The sequence below is a fragment of the Methylophilus sp. DMC14 genome (assembly GCF_056314085.1).
The window spans coordinates 56,014-82,206 of sequence record NZ_JBQUZA010000007.1 but is presented as its reverse complement, the minus strand read 5'-3'; the positions used below and the strand labels follow the sequence as shown (position 1 = coordinate 82,206).

Below are 26,193 nucleotides of genomic sequence, written 5' to 3'. Positions count from 1 at the left end.
TCGCTAATCCTGATTAAAACCCCGTCAGGCAGTCATTTTTTAATATGTAAAATTCAGTAACAATTTCGGGAATCTTACCTGTGTTTTGAATAAAAGTATACAGGTCTGTATAGCTAGGACGTGACAAAAAGCTTTCACTAAACGCAATTTCCGGCGAAAATATTGTTTTATACTAAAAATCTAAAAATACATGACTAGAAAAAGTAGTTTCAGTAAAGAGGAGTTGCTGGCCTGTGGTCGCGGCGAAATGTTTGGTGAAGGCAACGCGCAATTGCCACTGCCTCCTATGCTGATGTTTGACCGGATCGTAAAGATTTCTGATGAAGGTGGAAAATATGGCCAGGGCGAAATTATTGCCGAGCTGGATATCCGTCCTGACCTGTGGTTTTTTGAATGCCACTTCACCGGAGACCCTGTGATGCCAGGCTGTTTGGGTCTGGATGCGATGTGGCAGCTGGTTGGCTTTTTTCTGGGTTGGAAAGGTGGGCCTGGACGTGGCCGCGCGCTGGGTTCAGGCGAGGTGAAGTTTACCGGTCAAGTCCTGCCCAAGGCCAAGTTGGTGCGTTATCACATTGATTTAAAACGCGTGATCATGCGCAAACTGGTGATGGGTATCGCAGATGCACGGATGGAGGTGGATGGTCGTGAGATTTATTCTGCCAGCGATTTGCGTGTTGGGCTGTTTACCACTACAGACAATTTTTAGTACGGATCATTTTTAGTATTCGTGACCGTTTTTTGAAGTTTAAGGGAGGCGCAATGCGTCGCGTAGTGATTACAGGATTTGGTATCGTATCAAGTCTCGGTAATAACAAACAAGAAGTGCTGGAGAGCCTGAAAGCCGGGCGCTCTGGCATAAGCTATCAGCCGGAGTATGCCGAGCGCGGGTTGCGCTCGCACGTGGCGGGTTCGATTAAAAATTTGGATATCGAAGCCCTGATTGACCGTAAGTTGTTGCGTTTTATGGCCAAAGGCCATGCTTATGCCTGGTTGGCCATGCAGGAAGCGATTGCTGATGCGCAACTGCCAGCGGAACTGGTGTCCAACGTGCGGACCGGCCTTATTGTCGGTGCCGGTGGGACATCCACCGAGAGTATGCTGGAAGGCACCAATACACTGGCTGAAAAAGGGATTCGTCGTGTGGGACCTTACATGGTCACCAAAACCATGAGCAGTGGCATTGCTGCCTGCTTGGCGACCGGGGCGAAAATCAAGGGCGTCAATTACGGCATCAGTTCTGCCTGTTCAACCAGTGCCCACTGTATCGGCGCCGGTGTAGAGCAAATTCAATTGGGTAAACAGGATATCGTGTTTGCTGGCGGCGGCGAAGAAGAGCACTGGACCATGAGTTATCTGTTTGATGCCATGGGCGCCTTGTCGAGCAAGTATAACGAGACGCCTGAAAAAGCTTCCCGTACTTACGATGTGGATAGGGATGGCTTTGTCATCTCCGGTGGAGGCGGCATTGTCGTGCTTGAAGAGTACGAACATGCCAAAGCCCGCGGTGCGCAGATTTATGCTGAAGTGATAGGCTACGGGGCAACCTCTGATGGCTATGACATGGTGGCTCCTAGCGGGGAAGGGGCTGTGCGCTGTATGCAGCAAGCCCTGCAAGGGATTAGTCCAGACGATATTGATTACATCAATACGCATGGGACCAGTACCCCGGTTGGCGATACCAAAGAGCTTGAAGCCATTCGCGCTGTTTTTGGCAAGCAAAGCCGGGCAGCGATTGCCTCCACCAAATCACTGTCTGGTCATGCGCTTGGGGCCGCCGGTGTCAATGAAGCCATTTATACCTTGCTGATGATGCAGCATGGGTTTATTGCGGCCTCTGCCAATATTGATCATCTGGACCCGGCGGCTGAGGGCTTGAATATTGTGCGTCAGGCCATTCCATCTGCCAAGGTGCAAACCGCACTTTCTAACAGCTTCGGTTTTGGTGGCACTAACGCCACCTTGACCTTGTCAACCAAACATCTTTAAGCTTGGGTTGAGCTGTATATAGCCGTGTGTTATTTCAACACACGGCTTTTTTATTTTTGGTGCCTGGTTGACCTGATATTAGCAACCGCTGCTGTCTGTCTGGATCGTCAGGGGCTGAGTGTTGTTTGCACCGGAGGCCAGGATATATTCCAGCTTGCAGTGTGCGCTGTTTCTGGCCCCTTGCAAATAATAGATGGCATGCTCACGATCTGACAGAGATGGCTGGATAGCAAATTTCCCAGTGTCTAGTAACTGGTTGAGGGTGCCTGCACCATCACTATTGCCCAGCCAGCCGACAGGATAGCTTTGGCTGAAGTAAATGACATTGCCCTCTATCGTAGTTGACGGTGCCACTTGCTGGCTGTCACATTGCGGGTCGGACATGCATACGCCTTTGGCCATGATGGCAGTCGCTTGTACGTTAGCTTTGAAGGCTGACAAGCTGGCTTGTCTGGCCTGTGAGTCGACCTGCGAAATACGTGCATAGGCAGTCACAGCCAGCGCTGATAGAATCAGCATGACCACAATCATTTCTACCAATGTAAATCCAGGCTGGAGGCGATGTTTAATTTCCATAGCGCACGATCTTATCGTATCCTCTGTGAAGTGTTTTCGATTTTTGTTGAATGTTACAAGTGTTAAATAGGGCTTACAAATGCGTCAATTAATCGGGCTTTGCCTCAGTGTTTTGCTAGCGTTACTCCTCTCGCACTGTGTGAGTCTGGGCGAGCGCACCTTGCATATTAATACGGCACAATTACAGCAAAAGTTGAATCGAAAACTGGAAAAACCGATCACACTCATGCGTATATTTCATCTTCAGCTTTCTAATGCACTCGTGTCGGTCGAGCCTGGCTCGGGCCGCATACATGCCTTGATGGATGCGAGTGTCCGTAGTGATTTGCTGGCTAACTCTGCGACCGGCAAACTCGGTCTCTCTGGTTTGTTGAGGTTTGATCAGGCGCAACAGGCGGTGGTGCTGGATCAGCCTGAGGTGGATTCGTTACAGCTGGATGGTGCCGGCAGTGAGTGGAGCAACCTCGCCCAGCAGTTGGCTAAAGACATAGGTCGGCAATGGTTTAAGCAGGTCGTGCTATATGAAGTGAAGCCGGAAGATTTGAGTTATGCCGGGAGAAAGTATCAACCCGACCAGTTTAAAATCACCTCGGATGGGCTAAGCGTGACGCTCAAGCCGCAGTAAGCGGCTAACTTGCGTCCGAGAGGTGTTTTTCAAGTAGCAGGGCAGCCACGACTTTTCTATTTTCTGCGCTCAAAATGTTGAAGGTACGGCAAGCGGCTGCAGTGGTCATGCATTCCACAGCGATCAGTTCAGATAAAAAGGGCTGCAGATGTTTGGGGTGAATAAAGCGCTGTTTGTCTCCCGTCCCCAATAACACGACTTCTGGTTTAAACTCTAGAATGAGTGATAAAGCTTGAGCGTCCAGCTTTTCCCATGGGCCATGAAACCAGTCAGTGCGCAGTGCTTGATCGCTGACAATGACTGGTTGTGGATAGCGCTGCTGATTGATGGTGACCGCATCGCTATCGACGCCATGAATCTGGTATTGCTGTTCACCGGTATGCAGATGTAGTTTCATAAGTTTGAAGCTCAATTGTGAGGTGGCTGAATGTGCAAGGACTATCCAATCCAGACCCGATGCCGCGTACTAGGTTCATTGATGTAGCAAGGGTTTGCAGGTAGAATGAAAGTTTTACTTTAAGAGCTTAACACACGCCAGATGTGTTTGTTAATCCGCTATGCAGCCAGTCAATAAATCCAGCAAACTCAGTAATGTCTGTTACGACATCCGCGGCCCTGTATTACAGCGCGCACGCCAGATGGAGGAAGACGGGCAGCGCATTATCAAGCTGAATATCGGTAACCCGATGCCGTTCGGTTTCAATGCACCAGAAGAAATTGTTCAGGACGTGATTCATAATATGGATCAGGCCTCTGGCTATACCGATTCCAAAGGGTTGTTTGCCGCGCGTAAAGCCATCATGCATTACACCCAGCAAAAGAATATTACTGGCGTGACCATAGACGACATTATTATTGGCAACGGCGTGTCCGAGCTGATTGTCATGGCTATGCAAGGCTTGCTCAATAATGGTGACCAGATTCTGGTACCCATGCCCGATTATCCACTGTGGACGGCGGCCGTCAATCTGGCTGGCGGCACCGCACGGCATTATGTGTGTGATGAGCAGTCTGGCTGGTTGCCTGACCTTGAGGATATTGAGAACAAAATCAATGCTAATACCAAAGGTATTGTGATTATCAACCCCAATAACCCCACCGGTGCCTTGTACCCTAAAGAGACGCTAGAAGGCATTATTGAGATCGCCCGCCATCACGGTCTGGTGATTTTTGCCGATGAAATTTACGACAAGGTCTTGTACGACGGCAATACACATACGTCGATTGCTTCTTTGGCCGATGACGTATTGTTTGTGACCTTCAATGGCTTGTCCAAGAACTACCGGGCTTGTGGCTACCGGTCTGGCTGGATGATTATCTCTGGCGATAAAAAAGACGCCAAGGACTACATCGAAGGTCTGAATATGCTGGCCTCAATGCGCTTATGCGCCAATGTGCCAGGCCAACTGGCGATTCAGACTGCGCTGGGTGGATATCAGAGTATCAACGATCTGGTGGCCCCTGGTGGTCGTCTGTGCAAACAGCGCGACCTGGCCTATGAGATGTTGACCGCGATGCCAGGGGTGACCTGTGTCAAACCTCAGGCCGCCATGTATTTGTTCCCCAAGCTGGATGCCAACATGTATCCGATTGCGGATGACCAGCAATTTATTCTGGACTTGCTGCTCGAAGAAAAAGTGCTGTTGGTACAGGGGACCGGTTTTAACTGGAAGTCGCCAGACCACTTCCGTGTAGTCTTCCTGCCTAATGTGGATGACCTGACCGAGGCCATGACACGTATAGGGCGTTACCTCGATGGGTATCGAAAGAAACATTCAAAATAAAAGGTGTGCCAGTGGGCATGCAATCAATGGTGAGTATTAAGTATGAAAGAATTAAAAGTTGGATTGTTGGGCATAGGCACAGTAGGCGGTGGTACTTACACCGTGCTCACCCGTAACCAGGCGGAAATCGCACGCCGGATTGGGGGCAATATCCGTATTGTGCAAGTGGCTGACCGCAACCTGGAGCTCGCCAAACAGGTCACGAATGGGCAGGTTGCCTTGACTGACGACGCCTTTGCCGTGGTCAATAACCCGGAGATTGATGTGGTTGTTGAGTTGATCGGCGGCTACACCATTGCCAAGGAGCTGGTGCTGCAAGCCATTGCCAATGGCAAGCACGTGGTCACCGCCAACAAAGCCTTGCTGGCCGTGCATGGTAACGAGATTTTTAAAGCTGCGGCCGATAAAGGCGTAATCGTAGCGTTTGAGGCGGCAGTCGCGGGTGGTATCCCCATCATCAAAGCTTTACGTGAAGGCTTAAGTGCCAACAAAATCGAATGGGTGGCTGGCATTATTAATGGCACCACCAACTTTATCCTCAGCGAAATGCGTGACAAAGGCCTCGCCTTCGCAGATGTGCTCAAAGAAGCGCAGCGTCTGGGATATGCCGAGGCTGATCCGACGTTTGACGTCGAAGGCATTGATGCCGCACACAAGCTGACCATCATGGCCAGTATTGCGTTTGGCATGCCCATGCAGTTTGAACAAGCTTATACTGAGGGCATCACTCAACTCAGCATTCAAGATATTAGCTATGCGGCAGAGTTGGGTTACCGCGTTAAATTGCTAGGCATCAGCAAGAAAACCAGCGAGGGCGTCGAGTTGCGTGTGCATCCCACCTTGATCCCGGAAAAACGCCTGATTGCCAATGTTGATGGCGCCATGAATGCCGTTGTGGTGAAAGGCGATGCCGTCGGGCCAACCTTGTACTACGGCGCCGGTGCTGGCGCTGAGCCTACCGCGAGTGCTGTGGTGGCTGATCTGGTGGATATCGCGCGCTTGCAGGGCACGCAGGCCGAACAACGCGTGGCCTATTTGGGCTACCAGTTGGACCAACAGCAAGCTTTGCCGGTGTTGCCGATTGCAGAAGTGCATTCTGATTACTACTTGCGTTTGCGTGCATCGGATAAACCTGGTGTCATGGCCGATTTGACCAAGATTCTGGCTGATCTGCAAATTTCGATTGATGCCATGCTGCAGAAAGAGCCGGCAGATGGGGAGTCAGAAGCGGATATCGTTATTCTGACCCACACCACCCAGGAAAAAACCATGGATACCGCGATCGCCCGTATCGAGGCCTTGCCCGCCTTGACCGGTAAAGTGACAAAAATCCGCGTCGAATCCTTGTCGCGCTAAGTCAGTGTAATGCTGACCCGGCCTAATTCAATGAGTGTCATACAATGAAATATATCAGTACCCGCGGGCAATCGCCTGCTTTGAATTTTAGTGCGATTTTGCTGGGTGGCCTGGCGCCAGACGGCGGCTTGTATCTGCCTGAGCAGTATCCGCAATTCAGCGATGCTGACCTCAATGCCATGCGTGGCATGAGTTACCGTGAGCTGGCGTTTGCGGTTTTGTCACGCTTGGTTGATGACAGTGATATTCCACACGCAGATCTCAAAGCCATTATTGATAAAACCTATCGGGCTGAAGTCTATCAATATGCGCGTGCTGGCCAAAATGCCGAAGACATTACACCTACACTCAAGCTCGAAGATAATCTCTACCTGTTGAGTCTCTCAAATGGGCCAACGCTGGCGTTTAAAGACATGGCGATGCAGCTGCTGGGCAACCTGTTTGAATACGTGCTGGAAAAAACTGGCCAGACCACCAATATTTTGGGCGCAACGTCCGGTGATACAGGCTCAGCGGCCGAATACGCCATGCGTGGCAAAAAAGGCGTGCGTGTCTTCATGCTGTCGCCTTACCAGAAAATGAGCCGCTTCCAGACGGCGCAGATGTTCAGCCTGCAAGATAAAAACATCTTCAATATTGCGGTTAAAGGGGTATTTGATGATGCACAGGATATGGTCAAAGCCGTCTCAAATGATCATGCATTCAAGGCGCAATACAAAATCGGCGCAGTCAACTCCATTAACTGGGGGCGCATTGCAGCCCAAATTGTGTATTACTTCAAAGGCTATTTGGCTGTGACCACAAACAACAGCCAGAAGGTCAGCTTCACCGTGCCAAGTGGCAACTTTGGTAATGTCTGTGCAGGGCATATTGCGCGCATGATGGGCTTGCCCATTGATCAATTGATCGTTGCTACCAACGAAAATGATGTGCTGGACGAATTTTTCAATACCGGCGTTTATGCGCCGCGTGGTTCAGCCAATACTTATCATACCTCCAGCCCGTCCATGGATATCAGCAAAGCCTCCAACTTTGAGCGCTTTGTCTATGACTTGGTGGGGCAAGACAGCGCAAGGGTACGCGAGCTGTGGACCGCTGTGGATCATGGGGGCAAGTTTGACCTGAATGCAGATGGTTATTTTGAGAAAGTGGCTGACTTTGGGTTTGTTTCAGGCCATAGTAACCATGCCAACCGGATGCAAATCATACGCACTACCAAAGAAAAATATGGCGTGACTATTGATACGCATACTGCCGATGGCTTGAAAGTCGCTCTGGAACACCGTAAGCCAAATGTGCCCATGCTAGTATTGGAAACGGCACTGCCGGCCAAGTTTGAAGACGCCATCGTGGAAGCTCTAGGAGAAAAACCAGAGCGGCCAGCCAGCCTGCAAGGCCTGGAAGACTTGCCGCAAACCTCGACCGTCATGGACGTCAGTGTCGATGCGATTAAAGCATTTATCGTCGCCAATACCTAAATTAGCGGGAGCCTGTCTATGCAACAGTATCATGATTTACTGAACCACGTACTTGCGCATGGTCATGTCAAAACTGATCGCACCGGTACAGGCACGATCTCGGTGTTTGGCTATCAGATGCGCTTTAACCTGGCAGAAGGTTTTCCATTATTAACGACCAAAAAGGTACACCTGAAGTCGATTATTCATGAGCTCCTCTGGTTTTTGCAAGGCAGTACCAATATTGCCTATCTCAAGGAACACGGCGTTACCATTTGGGATGAGTGGGCAGATGAACAAGGCAATCTTGGGCCTGTGTATGGTTATCAATGGCGCAATTGGCCCAAGCCGGATGGCAGTCATATTGACCAGATTTCGCAGGTTATAGAGCAGATCAAAAAGACCCCTGACTCACGTCGTTTAATTGTGTCTGCCTGGAATGTGGCCGATGTTGAGCGGATGAAGTTGCCGCCATGCCATGCTTTTTTCCAGTTTTATGTGGCAGATGGCAAACTATCCTGCCAGCTCTATCAGCGAAGTGCGGATATTTTTCTATTTATCTACCGTAATGCTTTTGTACATTACATAAGTCTATTGAGATTTAAAGTATCAAAAATAAACACATTATTCTCGCTTACAGTTATTCCAAATTTAATCTGATCAATTTAAATCTGCTTTCTTTTCCATAGATATTCAAGCAGATGTCACTTCAAATCCCTGTATTTAATAGGGCCAGAATCTTCAAGTAGTTGCCTCATTCTTATGCTTCTCGTTCAAATCTTCCTTATCGCTTGAGGTCTCGGAGCACTTGACCTTTGCGGATACTGGATAGCGTATTTGAATCTACTTTTACCCGCGAACTGTTAAATGGCATAACACATGCCTGTAACGTTTAATTGAGTGAGACCTGTAAGAATAATTCTTCACAAGTCCTTCAAATAAACCAATTTAAACTTTAATTATGGTTTACAAGTTTTTTTTGTTGATATATTATTTTCTTATAATGTTGTCGCGATAAATAATAGTTAGCTATTTGATTTTGTAATACATAATCAATGTGTAGCAAAAGTAGAGGTGCAAATTGATACTCCATACTGCGGATTCCGTTTGCGAGAATGAATACCTGTTCTTTGATAATTTAGAGCGTGTAGTAGAGCTTCCTACAAATTTTCTGAATTCAATGGTGGGGTCTCCAAAATCAAGAAGTAGATGCACGTTAGACTTATATTCAAAACGGTTGAAAGACTTTTGTAGTTTTCTCGAGTCGCATAGAGTCTTTGGGCAGGTAACAGTGGACCAAGCAATCGTTGGATTAAATTTGACTATCATCGACGATTTTTATAAGCATTTAATAAATAAAGGGCTGGCAGCAAGCACTGTTAGAGGTTATGAATCTCTTATTAAGTCTTTTACAAATTGGCTGGCTAGCGAGAGCTCAGGGAAAGTACACAAGAAATCACTATATTGTAATTCTGGTTTTCGAACCTCAAATCCGTCAAAAGGAATACCTAGATATTTATTACCCAACGAAGTTATTCAATTATCAAAAGGAATGCGTTGGGAGATCCAAAGGCTTATCACACATTTTATTTTCGACACTGGAGTTCGCGTATCAGAAGTTCTTAGAGTCACTCAAGATGATATTCCAAATATGGAAAACTATCCTGAGACTGATGATTATTTTCCATTAAGGATAAAGGGTAGCAAGGGGCGAAATGGTGCGTACAAAATGAGAGATACAATCATTTCTAGACCACTCTTGGTCAGATTGAATCGCTACTTTAATTCAAAATCATACATGTTTGCTAATTATGTCCCAAATCCAAAACAAGCAAGACCAGCTTTTTTTAATGTATATGGAGAGGAGCTAACCATTAAAGCAATACAAAAATTTATGGATGATGCTGCTCACAGGGCAGGTCTAGGTAAGAAAGTGTCACCTCATAGACTAAGACACGGTACCGCAATATCTATACTGAAAGCAAAAGAAAGTGGAAGCTTTCTAGATAACCTTTTATATCTTCAGAAAATGCTCGGACACGCTAGCATTAAAACAACCGAAATCTATACTCAGATTCCAGTAGCCTTGCTACAAAAGCTAAGAGAAGCATCAAATAACCCTCTTATGATTAAAAGGATAGAAGAGTCGGAAAAAATCTTTAAGGAAACGTACATTAGAGCACGTGAATTACCACCCATAAAAAAAATTGGAGTGAAAGTTGAATAATAGCTCGAACATAACTCCTTTAGATATTGAAAAATTTGGGAAGCCACCTGCGGCTACTTCAGGTAATCCATATGCACAGATCATTTGGTTATTCGATAAAAGGGCAAGCAGAGCTGCTACAAAAGAAACCAGATCAACCTATATGGGAGCAAAAAGAAAATTATTGATTTACTTGAAGGAGCAGCATGGAAATAGGCCTTTCATTTTAAAAGAACATATTGATGAATTCTTTTTTGTCCGATTGAAAAAAGTTACTGACTTACATGGAAATGTAAAAAGTGACCTACCAAAGCTCGCGTCTCATACCTTAGTAAGTTTTCTGAGCGCGGTACGGCAAACTTTAAAGGAAGCATTTGCACAAGATTTGCTTTCATGTCATTCGATACTGAATGCAAATACAAAATCCGGCTTTAGAGAAACTAATGCTCATAAAGACTATTCGGATAAAGAGCTAGAACAAATATTGACAGCCGTAAATTCAGAAATGAGAGTTGTCCTACGAATCCTTGCCGGCTACACCTCCCTAAAGCCAGGCGAAGGGAAAGACCCGCGAATTAAGTCTGAAACTAACCCAAATGCGAGACTTAATGATCCTGGTCATGGCTGGAAAATTAAAGCCAATCTTCAATGGTATTTTGAAAATGTTATGAAGGGTAATGCCAGCTTTTTAAATCAGTCAGAGGATAGTTCAAAACACAAGAATTTTTACTTTCATGCCAGTAATACCCACGGAGGTATTCAGAATGTCTACCACAGCTGGGGCGTAACTCCATTTATAGGGAGAAATTTGATTATGCCTACGGTTGTGAATTTGATATACCTCACTGGATTAAATCCAGACTCTTTACTCAACCTGAGTCTAGATTCGTATGTTGATGAGCATCCATTAACAAACATGCCTTACATAAAGTTTGAAAAAAAACGCTCTGGAGGGGAAAAGGAGCTGCACCTCTCATTGTTAGATAGTTTGGATGAGCAACCTCTTAAAAGAAAGCAAGCTATTAATGTTAAGAAAGCTTTTGACACATTAGTTGCTTTAACACAAACCATGCGAGATGGATTGCAAGATGAATGCGAACTTAAAAATAGATTGATAATTTATGAGGCAGGGAGTCGAAAAAAGTATGGTGAGGTAATTGGGCTGAGTTCCGCACAAACTTCAAATTGGTGTAGAGAAATAGTTAATAAATATGATTTAAGAAATGATGATGGAGAACCGTTGGAGTTTAATTTGGTGAGATTTCGCTCAACTAAATTAACCAATATGGCTCTTTCGGGTCGTGACCTTTTTGAAATTCAGCAGGTTGCTCGCCACAAAAGTATTACAACTACTCTTATGTATATAAATAAGAACAGACTTGACATTCCAATTCGTAAAGTTGTGAGTGAGGCTTTGCAGAGAATTAGGGAGAATAGAGCTGACTATACAAACGAGTGCTCCACAAAGATAAGTACGGCTCCCGAATATCAACCAATCAAGATTTATAAGGGATTGGTTGCAGATTGTAAAAACACCTACGATCCACCTGACTCTGTAAAAAGATTGCAAGGGTATGTTCAAGGTTCCGCATGTACTAGATTCAATATGTGTCTTTTTTGTAAAAACGTGATCTTATTAAAAGAGCACCTCCCAGTGTTAGCAGCCTACCGAAGTCAACTCTTGGACTTACAGAACAACAATATTCAAAATCTACCAAATGCAGATCATTACGATAAAACTCTCGAGTTATTAGAGCAACTTTTCGATCCAGACGAAAGCGAGTTCGATTCTGATGTTCTTGAATGGGCTGTCGAAATGTCCGAGACGCTAGACGTTGTAATTGACCCTCTAATCTATCATGGAGTAACCCGTGATTGATAAAGCGAAGAAAATTGATATTAAATCCGTAATAGAGAATGACTTCAACTTTGACGAGGAGTTTTATGTTTCCAAGAAGTCTAAATTTCAGGACGACTTTTGGGATTTTTTTGATGAAAGCTTAACTAGACAAACATCAGTACCAATTTCTCGGCTTCAGATAAATTGGGAAAACTATAGATGTCATGTTTCTGGTGATTCAAATGAAGCCCGGTCAATTCCAGACCAGCTAATATATGAGTTGAAAATACTTACAGCGATAAGTTATCTTGTTGACAGTAGTCTAAAGGGAAAAGGATGGGTAAAGCCACAAACAGTTATTGTAATGGTCAAGATTCTGGCACGCTTTTTCTCAGCAGTTTATAAAGAAAGTTTAATTTCATTACGTTCTCAATCAGGAAGTCTGAGTCATATTTCATCAATAACGGATATTAGGCTTCATGACATTGCGGAGACTCTTAAATCATATTCCTTCAAAGATGGTAAGGCTTTAAAAAAGGGTTTAAAAGACCTTACAAGCCCAATCGTAACCAGATATTTGGGTAAAGGGGTGCTCTGGACTAATACTGATATTGAGGCGCTAGCTTTTAAGTATGAAACGCAGCGGACGGACTACAATCCGGTAATGCCAAATGATTTATTTAAATTCTTATCTAACCGTGCCTGTGGAGAGGTTAAAGGCTTTTTAAATTGGCTCAATATTGAAGCGGCTGATAATGGCCATGCTGAAATACCAAAACATAAAGTTCTTGAATGTTCTTCGGGTGGGAATTTGGTCTTTGAAGACTATACAAATATAAGGAAAATTGACCGAGAAATTTCAGCGGCTTTAAGCAAGAAGCGTCATTTTGGAACTATCAAATTGAGAGCAAAATTCAAAGAGGATCACGGAATATTACTTAGTGATGTATTAGATTACATTTACAAGGTCCAGCGGGCAGCTTATACCATAATCGGAATGTATACAGGGGCCAGGTATTCGGATTTGACCACCTTTCAAGTAGGCTGTATCAAGAAACATCATGGTATTTATGTGTTGCTGGGCACATTAGTTAAAAGCCAGGATGACCTGTCACCAGAAGAAAATGACATATGGCCAGCGATACCAATAATGCGAGATGCATTGCGATGTCTCGAAGAAATTTCAAGAGTGACATTCAATCCATATTTGATTTCTAGCAGAGAAACTGTACCAATTGGAGTAAAGCCAACACCTCTAAGCATTACCGGATTTGTTGGAAGTATGAATAATTATTTGCGGGAAATCGATACCACAGAAAGATGGCGAAGTTGGGTTATCAGTTCTCACCAACTTCGTCATAGTCTTGCGAACCAACTTGCTAGAGCTGATTTGGGTTTAATGTTTATTGCCCATCAATTGAAACATTTATATTCTGCATTGAATGCAATACCCCCGTCAGTTACTTTGATGTATGGGAATATTGCTGATATTTCTGCTCAAAGAGCGAGGCAGACGACTAACGCATACACCGAGATTGCTTCAAGCCTTTATGATCCCGATACGCCAGTTGCTGGAGGTGGGGCTGAGGAATTCAAACAAAGAAGAAGGGTATATTTTCAAGGCATGGCCGCTCAAGGCTGGTCCAAAGAAATGCTAATGGCTCAGCTTTCAAAACAAGGTATTCCTTTTGCTAGTGTCGGCACTGGCTATTGCGGAGGTCGTAGGGATCGTTTACTGAAAGACGGGACAAAAGAGACAAGTCCCTGCATTGGTTCGCTTCAATGTAATCCAGGAAAGTGTAGCCAAGCAATTATTACATCAACGCATGTGCCTCAGTGGAAGCGAATTTATGAGCAAAATATACAGATGGCTCATGATGATGCTTTCGCTCACGCTAAAGACGTTCATTTAACTGCTGCTTTAGAAGCTAAGATGGTTCTAGAAAGTCTCGGAGAAAAAGTTGAAAATAGTTAACAAATCAAGTCTTCCTCAGGCTCTTGAAGAAAAAAATCAAGCTGACTTTATTACGGTTACAAATAGGATTTCTGATGCTTTACAGAAAATATCCTCTAATCCTAAACTCAAACCTACACAGTCAGTGCTTGCTAGATTGTCCAAGGTTAGCAGAGGTACTCTAAATAATAGAGTTTGGCCTTTAGAAAAGCTTGAAGAGATCAAAAGCCAAAGAAAAGATTTAGTAAAACTCGTTGAGAGTGAGAAAGAAAGTACAATCCCACCTCTGCCGAGCCTAAGCTTAGAAGAGCGCCTGAATTGTAGCCGTGAGGAAGTTCGCGTTTGGAAAACAAAAGCAGATCAGTATGCCAAAGACAATGAGCACTTAAGACATCTTCTTGAAGTTCAGACTAGAAGAGTCAACTTATTGCAGTCTAACCTAGAGAATTCAAACGATCCTCTTTTAAAGAATGTAATTGAGTTTAATACAATAAAACCAATTTAGATTACTTGAATTTTATAATCGGTTTAAAAGTTAATTCGCTTTCAACTTTTAATCCTAAAGAGTCAACTAAAAAAGTATCTTCGTTAGCTAATTCATAGCGATATACTATATTTTCAATTCCTTCATGAAAATATTGTGCAAGTGATACTCCTCTTAATCTTGCCAAACTCCAATCGCTTGTATTATTCAAACAGTAAGGAATAACGACGTATGCTTTGTTTATCTCATTTCCTGAAGCAAAGTCAGTTAGCTTTATAAAATCTGCGATTAAATGAGTTTTAGAAAAACTGATATCTCCAGAAACACCTTCCTCCTCTCTCACCTCACAAAGAAACCAAGGGGAATAGTCAACAAGTTCAATACTGTTTTTTTGATAAAAAGAAAAAAACATAAATGCTATCCAAATAGTAAGTCATAGATCTGAATGGTATTTAGCTAGGTCCTCTTTAACTATGGAAATCAGATATTCAAACGAATGATTCACATCCATGTTTAGATAAGTCTGGACAATCAAACTGATAGGATGGACACCTACAACTTTGGCTATATCATCAATTTTCTCTAAAGTTGGAGAAACATGACCTTTCTCAATAGAACCTATATATGTACGACTAGTACCAAAGTCTCTATGTGTAATCCCGTTTGACTTTCTAAATCCCTTCAAAGTAATTCCGAACGCAATTTTGGTATCCATATGTACTCCAGGCTGATGCTGGGAGTATAGGATATTGCGAGTTTCTCAAAAGTAGCATTACACTATATATAGTGTCAACAAATAAAATAAATTTTCGAGGTATGAAGATGACGAATTTGAATGAAGAGAGTTTTGGAATTGATTTAATCCCTAAGAGTTTAGATGACGTAATCAGAAGAAATCGAGATCAGCTTAAATTGGAGAGAGTGTCACTAAATGATTTGGTACACTTAAACTCAAATCTGAAATTTACCTGTATTAATGGCGTTATCCAAGATGCCTTTTTTTACAAACGAGTGATATCGGCACATCCAATTGAACACGTTTTTTTAGTAGGATTTATTCAAAATGATGAAGGTAAAAATGCTTATCATACCTCTCCGATAAAGTATTTCGATAAGCAAAATAATGCAGTTCTGACGGCATCAGGATCGTATTATCTTATAGAGAGTTATCTAATAGGAGAGCCAAAATTAGATTTCCTTTTGCATATTTGCAGTGTGGCTCATCGAGATAACTGGGGAGCATTTTTTGGTGTGCTTGAAGTGTTCTATTAGAAGAGAATAAGCAAACTTATAAAATGCTTGAAAAGAACTACGTGGCCGTTCTATTATATCCTAGCCCGATATAAACAGTATTCGTATGCTCATGGGGCAAGGTGCATGTAGATCTACCTTTTGCTGGCAACTTCTCAAAGCCATCTTTGGGTTCAATTAGTAAATCTGACACTCTTTAATATTAAGCCTCAACCTTGGTTACACACCATACACATCAGCTGGATTGTTTGGCACTTCGTTTTCCGCGAGAAAATTGAGGTTACTGTTTAGGAAAACGGCAAACCAAACTTGAATGGAGTGGGTGTTGGCCCTAATTAACTGGGACCAATAACTCAAACTGTTTTTAGCTTGAAGCGCCCTTATCATCTACTGCAATTGCATCATGGTCTAATGAGTCATGCAGATGTCTAGCTGCTTCCACGTACGGCGTACACATACTTGAACGGAAGTCATACGCCACCAACAAAGAGCAAAATACATCATCATGGCTTAGCGCCAAGCTTTTATGTTGCCTTAAGTGACTTTCCGGGAAAGCAGATGAGTTTCCTGTCCAAACTATCAATGGCACTCTGGTTTGCTCTTTTGGCGCAATCATCACTGGAGCCGCGTGCAGATACATTCCATATTCACCAAGAGACTCTCCATGGTCTGCGATATACAACATTCCAACATCATAATTTTCTTCATAGGGTTTCAAGAATTTGATAACCTCTGACAAGAAATAATCCGTATAAAGAATTGCATTGTCGTAGGAGTTGTCTATCTCTTGTTTCGTACAGTCTTTAAGCTCTTTGGATTTACAAACCGGGCTAAATTTTTCAAAGCTAGCTGGGTATCTCCTGAAGTATTCTGGACCATGATTGCCCATTTGATGCAATACGATGAGGACGTCTTTATCGCCTTTGGATTGGATGTGCTTATCAAGACCGTCCAACATGCCAACGTCCCGACATTCTGGATCGCAAATTGGATTCAATGTGGTTGACTGGAAGTTTTGGTATTTAACTCTCAAAGCAACGCCTTTGGAGTCTGAGTTGTTGTCTCTCCACAAAACGTCAATGCCATTTCTGGCGAGCACATCAATGACATTCTCTTGATTTAATGCTGCCTGTTTATCGTAATTCTTCTTACCAAGAGAAGAAAACATACACGGCACTGAAACACTTGTAGAAGTCCCGCAAGAGGAAACGTTATCAAAACTGATCACATTGGCGTTTGCGAGGTTGGGATTGGTAATACGTTGATAACCATTCAGCGAGAACCTGTCAAACCGAGCTGTTTCGCCAACCACCATAATAATCAGCTTATGTTTATTACTGGTAGAGGTAGTCTTTACTGCGTCTCCAGCAATGGTTTTGAGCACTGTATTGCGTGCCTCATAGACCTTGGCTTCTTGACTCAAGTAGTTGTAGGCAGAGTAAATTGAGTAAGTCGGGTTTGCATAAAATCTGACAATTTTATGCTCTCTAATGAATGACGCGTAACCAGCAGTGAATGGTAAAACAACCATGATGGCTGTTAATCCAAGTGCGGAAATCGCTTTTAGTCTACCTTTAAGTTCTTGTTTGAGTGATGCACTCTTTGGAAAGAACTTTATGACCAAGTAGGCTGGAATCAAGCCAAGCGCAACGAATCTGAACAATAGCTCGAAGCTGAGCAATCCCTGCATTTCTTTGAGGTCAGTTTGCGCTACGTTATCCATCATTGTGTGATCAATAACCACACCAAAGCTATCCATAAAGTAAGCGTTAGTGGAAGCGACGATGATCAATGCGGCTAAAACCCATCTTGCTGGTCTGCCTATGCTTAGAATCTGAAAGACGATAGCGATTGTAGCAAAGAAGAAAATTACCAGAGAAACTAAGAATGGTAGGTTATGGAAACTTAACGGATAAGTTTTCAGCAGGTTTTGACAAAAGGAAAGGTTGCCAGTGACCATGATGAATAATGAAATCGCAAATATCCACCTGGTTTGTGTTTCTGGTACAGAAAAGTATTTTCCAATCCCTGTTTTGAAAGTACTTATGAGCATTGTATGTATCTTCTAATGATTATCGTTCCCAATAAGCAATTCGGATGCCATTTTTTAACCCATTGATTTTAAGTATTTATTCCATTTTTTATATTGCATATTATGCATTTTTTGCAGAAGGACGATCCTGAGACTGCAAACTCTGCAGATTTAACATCATTGAGGTAGAGACTCCACGCATTACCCCTCAATTGGATTCTCGTACATTTGGTTACACTGAAAAAATTGACTAATCAATAAGTTATTGTTAGATTTAAAAAAGCATGTATCAAATTTTCAGAAAGTTTATGGTTTTTCTTGCGCTGATCTCAGTGATGAGTTCATCAGTGTGGGCTTTTTCGCCAGAAGTTTTGTTTGATGATGCAACGACGTCTCAAGCCGTGATGCAAGATGTGCACTTGATTAATAAGTCGCATGTTAATTCCATTTCGGATAATGAGAATGTGCCAATGCCGGAGCAGTTCTGTAATCATGCTTGCCATATCTCTGCACATATGACGGCCATTGAAACCAGTGAAATTATTAATTCACTACCAGAATTAGATACAACGATTTTCAAAATCGAATCTAAAGATCAATTCACCAATCCTGTTCTGAAAAGTCTCTACCGACCTCCTGCGCTCGCTTAATCAATTTTTCTAAGATGCCGATTTATTCGGCGTCTTGATCATTGATCTAACGAGAGAGGTCTTACCGTGTTTGAATCATCTTTTAGAAGATGGCTATTGGTTTCAATAGCTTTCTTGTCAGCCCCATCTATACAGGCTGAACCATTAACACTGGACGCAGCTTGGAATATCGCTGCCCAGAACAACCCAGATCTGAAGCGCTTGATCGCCAACCAGAGTATTCCTGCCGGCGAATTCCAGGACGCATCCGGTCCACTTTATTACAACCCAACACTGAGTTTGGAAGCCAGAACGCGCCGAATTGCGCAAACAGGTGGTTCAGACCCATATCGCGGCGAGTATGGTATTGGTGTTTCACAAACCTTTGAGATTGCAGGCCAACAAGGCTTCCGTAGACAAGCGGCCGAAGAAAGCAAAACGGCCATTAGTCAGGATATCGCTGAAGAGTACCGGCTCTTGCATGCACAATTAGAAGAGCAGTTCATTAACGTGCTTGCCGTACAAAAGCGTATAGACGTTGAAAAGCGCATTCTCAAACTCATCGAGCAGAACACCTCACTCTCACGTAAGCGAGTTAGTGCCGGCGAGGATAGTTTGCTTGATGGCAATCTGGCCATCGTGGACGCAGAACGTGCAAGAAATCAGCTAATCTCCCTCAATGAGCAACTATTGCGTGCCAGAACTCAACTGGCTGCAACACTACAGCTTAATGCAAATGACTTTCCTGAAGTCATGGGCGAGTTAACGCCAAATCAAACGCAATATACGCTGCAAGATCTTTTCAATAAGCTAGATACACGGCCAGGCATCCAGGCACTTACCAGTAAAGAGGCTTCTGCACGTTCTCGTTTAGAACTGCAAAAGAGCATGCGTTACCCAGACTTAACAGTCAGTCTGATCAATACGACCGAGGCCAGCCTGGCAGGTAGCGACAATATCTCTTCCATTGGTGTATCTATGCCTTTGCCTATTTTCCGCCGAAATGCAGCAGGTATTGGTCGGGCGTCGGCTGAACTCACTCAATCTGAAATCAATCGTGCCTCTGGCACTCGTAATGCAAAAGCGACTGTAGAGGCGGCATGGCTGCGGCGTGAAAACATCAAAGACCGTGTCAGACGTTTGGATAGCGAGGTATATCCAAAGCTCGAAGAGAATCTGAATCTATCTAAATTAGCGTTTGAAAACGGTGAAATTGGTCTGCCTCAGTTGTTAATTGTTCAAAGACAAGTTGTTGATGCACAGCGGGACATTATTGACGCTCAGAGGGAGCTTCGTCTTGTGCAGATTGAACTGGAATATATCTCTGGCTGGTTATCCCCTATCGCTGCGGCCAATCAAAACTAGGAAATAAAAATGCTAAAGTTCTTCAAAAATTTATACGTCGTAGCGCTGGCATGCTCAGTCATCATTTTCTTTATACTTTTAAGCGGGTGCAGCTCGAAAAGCAACCAAGCTGAAGGAGCAAAAACAGAACCTTCAACAGTTGCCACAGAGGCCAAGACTGACGAAGACTTAATCAAACTGAGCAACTCAGAGATTCAGCAAAGCGGTGTCACTATTGCTAAAGTCACCAAACAACCCATACAGGATCAACTCAGTTTTACGGCTAATATTCTGGCCAATCAGAACAAGCTGGCGCACGTGACGCCCCGTATTGAAGGCAAGCTGTCTAAAGTCATTGCCAATCTTGGGGATCATGTCAAAACAGGCCAGACTCTGGCTGAAATTGACAGTATCCAGATGGGTGAAGCGCGTGCCCAATTCAGAAGCTCTAAAACTGATCTAGCGCTCGCCCAAGCAAACTTCGACCGTATATCCAAGCTGTATGAGGATAAGGTTGTTCCACAAAAGCAATTTATCGAATCACAGTCAGCATTGGAGCGAGCTAAATCGGCACTTTATGCAGATTCCGAAAGATTGAGAATGTATGGCGGGCTGGGGCAGCCGAGTGGTTCTACTTACGTCTTGAAAGCACCATTCAACGGCATTGTGATTGAGAAAAATGCGGTCATTGGTGAGTTGGCTAATCCAGCAGATACTATCTTCACGATTGCCGATATGTCCACTGTCTGGATTGATGCTGATGTCCCCGAGCGAGACTTGCAATATCTTGAGGTTGGCAAAACAGCGAGTGTAACCGTGACCGCTTATCCTGATGAGGTCTTTACCGGTAAAGTAAGTTATCTATCCAGTGTCGTAGACAAAACCACGCGTACGGTGAAGGCACGTATCGAGCTCCCAAATGCAGATCAAAAACTCCGCATTGATATGTTCGCCAAAGTTGTTCTGAATCATTCTGGTACCAAGGAAGTTCTGGTCGCGCCTAATACTTCCGTTGTGATGGTCCAGGGCATACCCAATGTTTACGTTAGCGTGGAAGGTGGTTTCAAAGCAAGGGCGGTCGAACTTGGTGCTCGATATAACGAGTACGTCGAAATTAAGACAGGGCTGACTGAGGATGAAAGTATCGTTCAGACCGGTGTATACGCACTTAAAGCTCGGCAACTCAAATCACAAATCAGTGATGAGCACTAGGAGAACAGCATGTTGAATTGGATATTAGATGCTGCTCTTAAATACAAGCTGCTGGTCATTCTGGCATTTGTGGTCGTGGTTTTTTTCGGTGCAAAGGCATGGCAGGAAGTCCCTTTAGATGCTTTCCCGGATGTGACCCCTGTACAGGTAAACGTATATACAGAATCTCCCGGTCTTGCTTCTGAAGATGTTGAAAAACTCATTACCTTCCCGGTAGAGAGTTCACTGGCAGGCCTCAAAGGCATTGAGGAAATTCGTTCAGTGTCATTGTTTGGATTGTCGTATGTCAGTGTGTATTTTTCTGACACCACAGATATCCAACAGGCACGTTTCTTGGTGGGTGAGAAACTTGCTGACGCCCGCTCCAGAATGCCGGCAGGATATGGCGAACCAACGCTAGGACCTAACACTTCTGGGCTAGGCCAGGTACTTTGGTACACCTTGAAGTCTGACAAGCAATCCACCATGGATCTGCGCACATTGCATGACTGGAATGTGCGTATGGTGATGCGGACCGTCCCTGGCGTAGATGACATCACTTCCTGGGGTGGTAATGAAAAGCAATTTCAGGTGCAAATTGATCCGCAAAAGCTATTCAAATATGGCCTGACATTTTCTGAAGTCATTGAGCGCTTAGTCGCTAATAACCATCAAGTCGGAGGACAGTATGTCAACATAGGCCAAGAGCAGTTCTTGGTTCGAGGTTTAGGGCTCGTGAAGAATAGCCGTGACATTCAGCGTATTGTTGTCTCTGAAAATCAAGGGACCCCAGTCTATGTAGAAAATATTGCCAAAGTCGTTGAAGGCGCAGGCCCTCGTTTCGGTGCTGTCACGCAAGATGGCAAAGAGGTCGTGATGGGAATGGTGCTTGCCAGGATTGGTGAGAATGCTCAACAAGTTGTTGACGCCGCTAAAGAGAAGCTGAATCTGGTTAAGGCCACCTTGCCTAAAGGCGTGACGCTGGAAACGGTTTATGATCGCACCGCGATTATCGACAAAGCCATTCGTATGGCAGACCGTGCCATGATTGAAGGCGCATTACTAGTGATTGCCGTGTTATTCATGCTGCTTGGCGAAGTCCGCTCCGCTCTGGTCGTGGTTGTCGCCATTCCTATGGGTCGTCTGATTGCTTTTATCTTTATGGAGAAATATGGCATCTCAGCAAATTTGATGTCATTAGGCGGCCTCATCATTGGCTTGGGTATGACCATTGATGGGCCGTTAGTACTTGTTGAGAATTGCTTCAGGCGCCTGGCGCACTTCGCTGGTCAGAAGGTGGATAGATCCAGAATCGTACTGGATGCTTCACGTGAGGTGATCAATCCCATCACTTTCGGTGTACTGATCATTACCGTTGTTTTCCTGCCTATATTTTCCTTGACTGGCTTGGAAGGGAAGCTGTTTAAGCCGCTCGCCATCAATATGACTTTCGCCATGATTGGCTCAATGATTCTGACGCTTACACTGATCCCGGTGTTGTGCTCTCTGGCATTGAAACCAAAAGAGGAGAGAGACCCTTGGCTGATACGCTTGATAAAGCCGAAGTATGTCTCACTGTTAAAGTGGTGTTTGTCACATAAAAAATTAGTCGTCGGCTCAACTGGTATTGCCTTCATAGCCGCGTTAGCGATGTTTCCATTCTTGGGTAAAGAGTTTATGCCTAACCTACAGGAGCAAGACATCCTTTTTAGAGTGACAGGTATTCCTTCCACATCGCTTGAGCAGTCTATTTCGGTCTCTGACCGTGTGGCCAAAAGCCTGAAGAAAATGCCTCAGGTGCAAAGCAGCCTGGCGATGATTGGGCGTGCCGAGAAAGGTGAAACCGCTGATGTGAACTACATGGAAATTCTGGTGCATTTAAAACCTGTAGACGCATGGCCAGAACAAATCACTTATGGCGATCTCGCACAGCAGCTCCAGGAGCAAGTTGAGAAAGATGTACCTGAAGCTGTCATTTCAGCATCACAACCTATCCAGTCGCGTGTAGAAGAGCTGATTTCAGGGGTAAGGGCGACATTATCAGCTAAAGTCTATGGCGAAGATCTTGCAACCATTGATCGCATCGCTAACCAAGTAAGAGCAGTGGTCTCCAAGGTTAACGGCGTCACTGATTTGGCTTTGGAGGCCAATATAGGCAAACCTCAACTCATTATTAATGTTGATCGTGAGGCCATTGCTCGTTATGGCATCAATGCTGATGACGTACTCCAGGTCGTGCAATCCGGGATTGGTGGCAAGCCAGTCTCTACCTTGATTGATGGTGTTAAACGATTTGCCATACAAGTATGGCTGCAGCCTGAGTATCGCAGCGATATCAGAGCGATTAACGATATTCCTATCTCTACAGCTCAAGGTGCATTGATTCCGCTGTCGCAAGTAGCAAGTGTCGATGTGGAGGAAGGCTACTCATTCGTCAGGCGTGAGCAATTGCAACGTTACGCCGTCATCCAAATGGATGTTCAAGGGCGTGATATTGATGGTTTCGTTAAAGAAGCCCAGGTCGCGATCGAACAGCAAGTAAAACTGCCAAGTGGATACTGGATTCAATGGGGCGGTGCATTTGAGAACCAGCAAAGAGCCATGACTAAGCTGGCAATTATTGTGCCGCTCACGATTGGCTTGATATTCGTGCTGCTATATACAGCCTTCCATTCACTCCGTTATGCCGGGCTGATTATTGCCAACGTACCTTTTGCAGCTATCGGCGGAATTTTCTCGCTGGCGATTGCCGGGCAGTACCTTTCAGTGCCTGCGGCGATTGGATTCATCGCCGTATTCGGGGTTGCCATGCTGAACGGTATTGTTTTGGTGGAGTTTATCAACGGGTTGCGTGAAGAAGGTAAAACCGTAGATGAAGCTGTACTGGAAGGTACAACCCTCCGACTAAGGCCGGTGATGATGACAGCGATGGTTGAGATTTTCGGTCTAATTCCATTCCTACTGGCAACCGGTGTGGGCTCAGAAATCCTCAGACCACTTGCTGTTGTAGTCATCGGAGGTCTGTTAACAGCCACTGCATTAACTCTGGTTTTCCTGCCAGTTGCATACGACTGGATGGAAACAAGAAGGGAGCTCAACGAAGCCAAAATCACCAATTGATTTGGAGTTTTGGTTAATCAATCGCTTGTGCCAGGTTGCCGTTTGGGCAGCCTGGTAATCTTAAACACATGTTTCATGATTCCATCTAGGAGAACATCGTGAATAGTTCTAAAAATCATAAAAATGAAAATGTGCCGTGCCCGGACTGCATGGATAAAGGATCAACAAAGGTAGCTGGAATCTCAGAGGACTCATCACTCCACTCAGTTTCTGCAGACGATAATGCCGCAAGATTTCGTATACCTTCCATGGACTGTGCCTCAGAGGAGTCTGAAATCAGGCGTGCACTCGCTAAGATTGATGGAATTAAAAGCTTAAGATTTAATCTGGGGGCGCGGGAGTTAATCATTAATGCCGACGCTGACAGCATCCAACTTGCCGTCGAGGCAATCAAAAAGGCAGGTTTCAATTCAGAGTTAATTTCTGATGCAGAGAGTTTTGAAAGCGGTTCAGAGCTATCAAAAGGATTCTGGAATACATGGGGCAGGCCAATCAGCGGTCTAATCTTGGCTGTGATTGCTGAAGTCCTTGAGTTTGCATATCCGGATATTCAAGAAATTAAATATCTTGGAATGGCTTTAGCCAGCATATCCATCATACTCGCTGGACTGGATGTCTACGTAAAAGGCCTAAAAGCCTTCGGTGATGGCCGCTTAAACATCAATGCATTAATGACAGTTGCTGTCACAGGCGCCTTCCTCATTGGTCAATGGCCAGAGGCCGCAATGGTCATGGCGCTATATGCCATTGCAGAAGCAATTGAAGCCAAGGCCGTGGATAGAGCCAGGAATGCGATTAAGAGTTTGATGGAATTAACGCCAGAGGATGCCGAAGTTTTGCAACCGGATGGGGCTTGGAAGCGTGAATTAGTCAAAGACATCCCTATCGATGCAAAGGTACGCATTCGACCGGGGGAGCGTATTCCACTGGATGGCATCGTTATCTCTGGTCAAAGTGCAATAGATCAGTCGCCTGTTACTGGTGAAAGCTTACCGGTTGATAAATCTCCCAATGACGAGGTATTTGCAGGGACAATCAACCAGGCCGCAGAACTAGAGATTCGAATCACTTCACTTGCTTCGAATAGCACAATCTCCAGAATCATCAATGCGGTCGAGGAAGCCCAAGGGGCCCGTGCACCTACACAAAGATTTGTAGATGCATTCGCGGCATTCTATACCCCGGCGGTCTTTGTGCTTGCACTCATCGTAGCCCTCTGGATGCCATTCTTGCTGGAATGGACATGGATGAAGTCAATCTACAAAGCCTTGGTCTTACTGGTGATCGCTTGCCCATGTGCATTAGTGATATCCACCCCAGTGACTGTAGTGAGTGGTCTTGCTGCGGCAGCGAGGAGAGGAATACTCATCAAAGGTGGCGTGTATCTTGAAGAGGCACGCAAGATCAAAGCAGTCGCACTGGACAAGACCGGCACAATTACCGAAGGGAAGCCTAAGTTATCTAATTTCGAAGTATTCGATTTGCAGGCTGACTCAGCCGAATTGAAGGGCATTGCAAAAAGCTTGGCAAGCAGGTCTGACCATCCGGTCTCCAAAGCGATTGCAGAAGGTTTATCTGCGCAGGCAAAGGAGGTAAAAAACTTCAAAGCTATTGCAGGACGCGGCGTCCAAGGCCGAATAGCAGATACTACTTACTTCCTGGGTAATCATCGATGGATTGAAGAGCTTGAACTCTGCACTCCAGAAATTGAAGCTCAATTATCAATATTGGAAAACACTGGTCGTACAGTCAGTTTGTTAGCTACTACCGAAAAGGTGCTGGCAGTTTGTGCGGTTGCCGATACGATCAAAGCCTCCTCCAAAGCAGCAGTTTCAGAACTAATATTACTTGGTGTCACGCCAATTATGTTGACCGGGGATAATGCGGCCACAGCAAAAACGGTCGGTGTCCAGGCGGGTATTACTGAGGTAAAAGGTAATCTTTTACCAGAAGATAAATTGAAGGAAATTGAATCTCTTCAGAAACAATTCGGTGTGACCGCCATGACCGGTGATGGAATCAATGACGCCCCATCTTTAGCAAGGGCAGACATCGGTTTTGCAATGGGCGCTGCTGGCACGCACACCGCGATGGAAGCAGCGGATATTTTAGTTATGAATGATGATTTACGTAGGCTACCTGAAACTATTCGACTCTCAAAACAAACGCACGCCATTCTTTGGCAGAACATCGTACTCGCCTTAGGCATCAAGTTTGTATTTTTGTTTTTAGCTTTATTTGAAAATGCATCCATGTGGATGGCCGTATTTGCGGATATGGGAGCAAGTTTGATAGTGGTGTTTAATGGCTTGCGACTGATTACTTTCAAACCTAAGTCAAAAAGCTGATTTCGGAAAT

At 44.6% G+C, this 26,193-nt stretch carries 21 protein-coding genes and 1 pseudogene; 17 read left to right on the top strand and 5 right to left on the bottom strand.

Annotated elements, in window-relative coordinates; genetic code table 11:
* Window positions 1-190 precede the first annotated feature (190 nt).
* Both fabA and fabB read left to right on the top strand, forming a co-directional pair.
* Window positions 191-706, top strand: coding sequence for a 3-hydroxyacyl-[acyl-carrier-protein] dehydratase FabA (fabA, locus tag ACT53C_RS12985; protein WP_476146664.1), 516 nt, complete (start codon window positions 191-193; stop codon window positions 704-706).
* Window positions 707-759: 53 nt separating this feature from the next.
* Window positions 760-1,986 carry a beta-ketoacyl-ACP synthase I gene (gene fabB, locus ACT53C_RS12980; RefSeq protein WP_476146662.1) on the top strand — a complete coding sequence of 409 codons (1,227 nt, stop codon included), beginning with the start codon at window positions 760-762 and terminating at the stop codon, window positions 1,984-1,986.
* A 78-nt stretch (window positions 1,987-2,064) separates the two neighbouring features.
* Here the strand turns inward: fabB and ACT53C_RS12975 are convergent, their stop codons facing one another.
* Window positions 2,065-2,562, bottom strand: coding sequence for a prepilin-type N-terminal cleavage/methylation domain-containing protein (locus ACT53C_RS12975; RefSeq protein WP_476146660.1), 498 nt, complete (start codon window positions 2,560-2,562; stop codon window positions 2,065-2,067).
* A 79-nt stretch (window positions 2,563-2,641) separates the two neighbouring features.
* Here ACT53C_RS12975 and ACT53C_RS12970 point away from each other — a divergent pair, with 79 nt between their 5' ends.
* Window positions 2,642-3,187, top strand: coding sequence for a DUF1439 domain-containing protein (locus ACT53C_RS12970; protein WP_476146658.1), 546 nt, complete (start codon window positions 2,642-2,644; stop codon window positions 3,185-3,187).
* A 4-nt stretch (window positions 3,188-3,191) separates the two neighbouring features.
* Here the strand turns inward: ACT53C_RS12970 and ACT53C_RS12965 are convergent, their stop codons facing one another.
* Window positions 3,192-3,584 carry an Mth938-like domain-containing protein gene (locus ACT53C_RS12965; RefSeq protein WP_476146656.1) on the bottom strand — a complete coding sequence of 131 codons (393 nt, stop codon included), beginning with the start codon at window positions 3,582-3,584 and terminating at the stop codon, window positions 3,192-3,194.
* 160 nt (window positions 3,585-3,744) lie between these two features.
* Here ACT53C_RS12965 and ACT53C_RS12960 point away from each other — a divergent pair, with 160 nt between their 5' ends.
* From ACT53C_RS12960 to ACT53C_RS12925, 8 genes and pseudogenes are all read left to right on the top strand, one after another.
* Window positions 3,745-4,971: a pyridoxal phosphate-dependent aminotransferase gene (locus ACT53C_RS12960; protein ID WP_476146654.1), complete on the top strand. Its 1,227-nt coding sequence runs from the start codon at window positions 3,745-3,747 to the stop codon at window positions 4,969-4,971.
* A 42-nt stretch (window positions 4,972-5,013) separates the two neighbouring features.
* A complete protein-coding gene (locus ACT53C_RS12955) occupies window positions 5,014-6,327 on the top strand; it encodes a homoserine dehydrogenase (RefSeq protein WP_476146652.1) in 1,314 nt (437 codons plus the stop codon).
* Window positions 6,328-6,371: 44 nt separating this feature from the next.
* Window positions 6,372-7,805, top strand: a complete 1,434-nt coding sequence (thrC, locus tag ACT53C_RS12950; RefSeq protein WP_194747823.1) for a threonine synthase — start codon at window positions 6,372-6,374, stop codon at window positions 7,803-7,805.
* Window positions 7,806-7,823: 18 nt separating this feature from the next.
* Window positions 7,824-8,402, top strand: a pseudogene (locus tag ACT53C_RS12945) (thymidylate synthase); the annotation flags it as partial.
* A gap of 673 nt (window positions 8,403-9,075) precedes the next feature.
* Window positions 9,076-10,011 carry a tyrosine-type recombinase/integrase gene (locus tag ACT53C_RS12940; protein WP_194753411.1) on the top strand — a complete coding sequence of 312 codons (936 nt, stop codon included), beginning with the start codon at window positions 9,076-9,078 and terminating at the stop codon, window positions 10,009-10,011.
* The gene (locus ACT53C_RS12935; protein ID WP_194753412.1) at window positions 10,004-11,869 is read left to right on the top strand and encodes a site-specific integrase; all 1,866 of its coding nucleotides are present in this window, start codon (window positions 10,004-10,006) and stop codon (window positions 11,867-11,869) included. The genes ACT53C_RS12940 and ACT53C_RS12935 overlap by 8 nt, the downstream gene beginning before the upstream one ends.
* A complete protein-coding gene (locus ACT53C_RS12930) occupies window positions 11,862-13,805 on the top strand; it encodes a tyrosine-type recombinase/integrase (RefSeq protein WP_194753413.1) in 1,944 nt (647 codons plus the stop codon). The genes ACT53C_RS12935 and ACT53C_RS12930 overlap by 8 nt, the downstream gene beginning before the upstream one ends.
* Window positions 13,792-14,289, top strand: coding sequence for a hypothetical protein (locus ACT53C_RS12925; protein ID WP_194741762.1), 498 nt, complete (start codon window positions 13,792-13,794; stop codon window positions 14,287-14,289). The genes ACT53C_RS12930 and ACT53C_RS12925 overlap by 14 nt, the downstream gene beginning before the upstream one ends.
* A 1-nt stretch (window position 14,290) precedes the next feature.
* On the opposite strand, the gene ACT53C_RS12920 is transcribed toward ACT53C_RS12925, so the two are convergent.
* Together ACT53C_RS12920 and ACT53C_RS12915 are read right to left on the bottom strand one after the other, a co-directional pair.
* Window positions 14,291-14,680 carry a hypothetical protein gene (locus ACT53C_RS12920; RefSeq protein WP_194753414.1) on the bottom strand — a complete coding sequence of 130 codons (390 nt, stop codon included), beginning with the start codon at window positions 14,678-14,680 and terminating at the stop codon, window positions 14,291-14,293.
* Window positions 14,681-14,701: 21 nt separating this feature from the next.
* Window positions 14,702-14,983: a helix-turn-helix domain-containing protein gene (locus ACT53C_RS12915; RefSeq protein WP_194741764.1), complete on the bottom strand. Its 282-nt coding sequence runs from the start codon at window positions 14,981-14,983 to the stop codon at window positions 14,702-14,704.
* 107 nt (window positions 14,984-15,090) lie between these two features.
* On the opposite strand from ACT53C_RS12915, the gene ACT53C_RS12910 reads away from it, so the two are divergent.
* A complete protein-coding gene (locus ACT53C_RS12910) occupies window positions 15,091-15,540 on the top strand; it encodes a hypothetical protein (RefSeq protein ID WP_194741765.1) in 450 nt (149 codons plus the stop codon).
* Between the two features lie 343 nt (window positions 15,541-15,883).
* Here ACT53C_RS12910 and ACT53C_RS12905 read toward each other — a convergent pair whose 3' ends face one another.
* Complete coding sequence (locus tag ACT53C_RS12905; RefSeq protein WP_194753415.1) at window positions 15,884-17,572, bottom strand: phosphoethanolamine transferase; 1,689 nt, start codon at window positions 17,570-17,572, stop codon at window positions 15,884-15,886.
* A 263-nt stretch (window positions 17,573-17,835) separates the two neighbouring features.
* Between ACT53C_RS12905 and ACT53C_RS12900 the strand changes: the two genes are divergently transcribed.
* The 5 genes from ACT53C_RS12900 (at window position 17,836) to ACT53C_RS12880 (ending at window position 26,183) form a co-directional block, all read left to right on the top strand.
* Window positions 17,836-18,201, top strand: coding sequence for a hypothetical protein (locus ACT53C_RS12900; RefSeq protein ID WP_194753416.1), 366 nt, complete (start codon window positions 17,836-17,838; stop codon window positions 18,199-18,201).
* 66 nt (window positions 18,202-18,267) lie between these two features.
* Entirely contained in the window at window positions 18,268-19,545 is a 1,278-nt protein-coding gene (locus ACT53C_RS12895; protein ID WP_368667977.1) for a TolC family protein, read from the top strand.
* A 9-nt stretch (window positions 19,546-19,554) separates the two neighbouring features.
* On the top strand, window positions 19,555-20,736 hold the full coding sequence (locus ACT53C_RS12890) for an efflux RND transporter periplasmic adaptor subunit (RefSeq protein WP_194741767.1): 1,182 nt from the start codon (window positions 19,555-19,557) through the stop codon (window positions 20,734-20,736).
* Window positions 20,737-20,745: 9 nt separating this feature from the next.
* Window positions 20,746-23,835, top strand: a complete 3,090-nt coding sequence (locus tag ACT53C_RS12885; RefSeq protein ID WP_194753417.1) for an efflux RND transporter permease subunit — start codon at window positions 20,746-20,748, stop codon at window positions 23,833-23,835.
* Window positions 23,836-23,933: 98 nt separating this feature from the next.
* Window positions 23,934-26,183, top strand: a complete 2,250-nt coding sequence (locus tag ACT53C_RS12880; protein WP_368667978.1) for a heavy metal translocating P-type ATPase — start codon at window positions 23,934-23,936, stop codon at window positions 26,181-26,183.
* Window positions 26,184-26,193: the final 10 nt, after the last annotated feature.

Bases quoted from the DNA above. Each gene is read 5' to 3' on its own strand.
- fabA (WP_476146664.1), top strand. From the start codon at position 191: ATGACTAGAAAAAGTAGTTTCAGTAAAGAGGAGTTGCTGGCCTGTGGT.
- fabB (WP_476146662.1), top strand. From the start codon at position 760: ATGCGTCGCGTAGTGATTACAGGATTTGGTATCGTATCAAGTCTCGGT.
- ACT53C_RS12975 (WP_476146660.1), bottom strand. From the start codon at position 2,562: ATGGAAATTAAACATCGCCTCCAGCCTGGATTTACATTGGTAGAAATG.
- ACT53C_RS12970 (WP_476146658.1), top strand. From the start codon at position 2,642: ATGCGTCAATTAATCGGGCTTTGCCTCAGTGTTTTGCTAGCGTTACTC.
- ACT53C_RS12965 (WP_476146656.1), bottom strand. From the start codon at position 3,584: ATGAAACTACATCTGCATACCGGTGAACAGCAATACCAGATTCATGGC.
- ACT53C_RS12960 (WP_476146654.1), top strand. From the start codon at position 3,745: ATGCAGCCAGTCAATAAATCCAGCAAACTCAGTAATGTCTGTTACGAC.
- ACT53C_RS12955 (WP_476146652.1), top strand. From the start codon at position 5,014: ATGAAAGAATTAAAAGTTGGATTGTTGGGCATAGGCACAGTAGGCGGT.
- thrC (WP_194747823.1), top strand. From the start codon at position 6,372: ATGAAATATATCAGTACCCGCGGGCAATCGCCTGCTTTGAATTTTAGT.
- ACT53C_RS12920 (WP_194753414.1), bottom strand. From the start codon at position 14,680: ATGTTTTTTTCTTTTTATCAAAAAAACAGTATTGAACTTGTTGACTAT.
- ACT53C_RS12915 (WP_194741764.1), bottom strand. From the start codon at position 14,983: ATGGATACCAAAATTGCGTTCGGAATTACTTTGAAGGGATTTAGAAAG.
- ACT53C_RS12910 (WP_194741765.1), top strand. From the start codon at position 15,091: ATGACGAATTTGAATGAAGAGAGTTTTGGAATTGATTTAATCCCTAAG.
- ACT53C_RS12905 (WP_194753415.1), bottom strand. From the start codon at position 17,572: ATGCTCATAAGTACTTTCAAAACAGGGATTGGAAAATACTTTTCTGTA.
- ACT53C_RS12900 (WP_194753416.1), top strand. From the start codon at position 17,836: ATGTATCAAATTTTCAGAAAGTTTATGGTTTTTCTTGCGCTGATCTCA.
- ACT53C_RS12890 (WP_194741767.1), top strand. From the start codon at position 19,555: ATGCTAAAGTTCTTCAAAAATTTATACGTCGTAGCGCTGGCATGCTCA.
- ACT53C_RS12885 (WP_194753417.1), top strand. From the start codon at position 20,746: ATGTTGAATTGGATATTAGATGCTGCTCTTAAATACAAGCTGCTGGTC.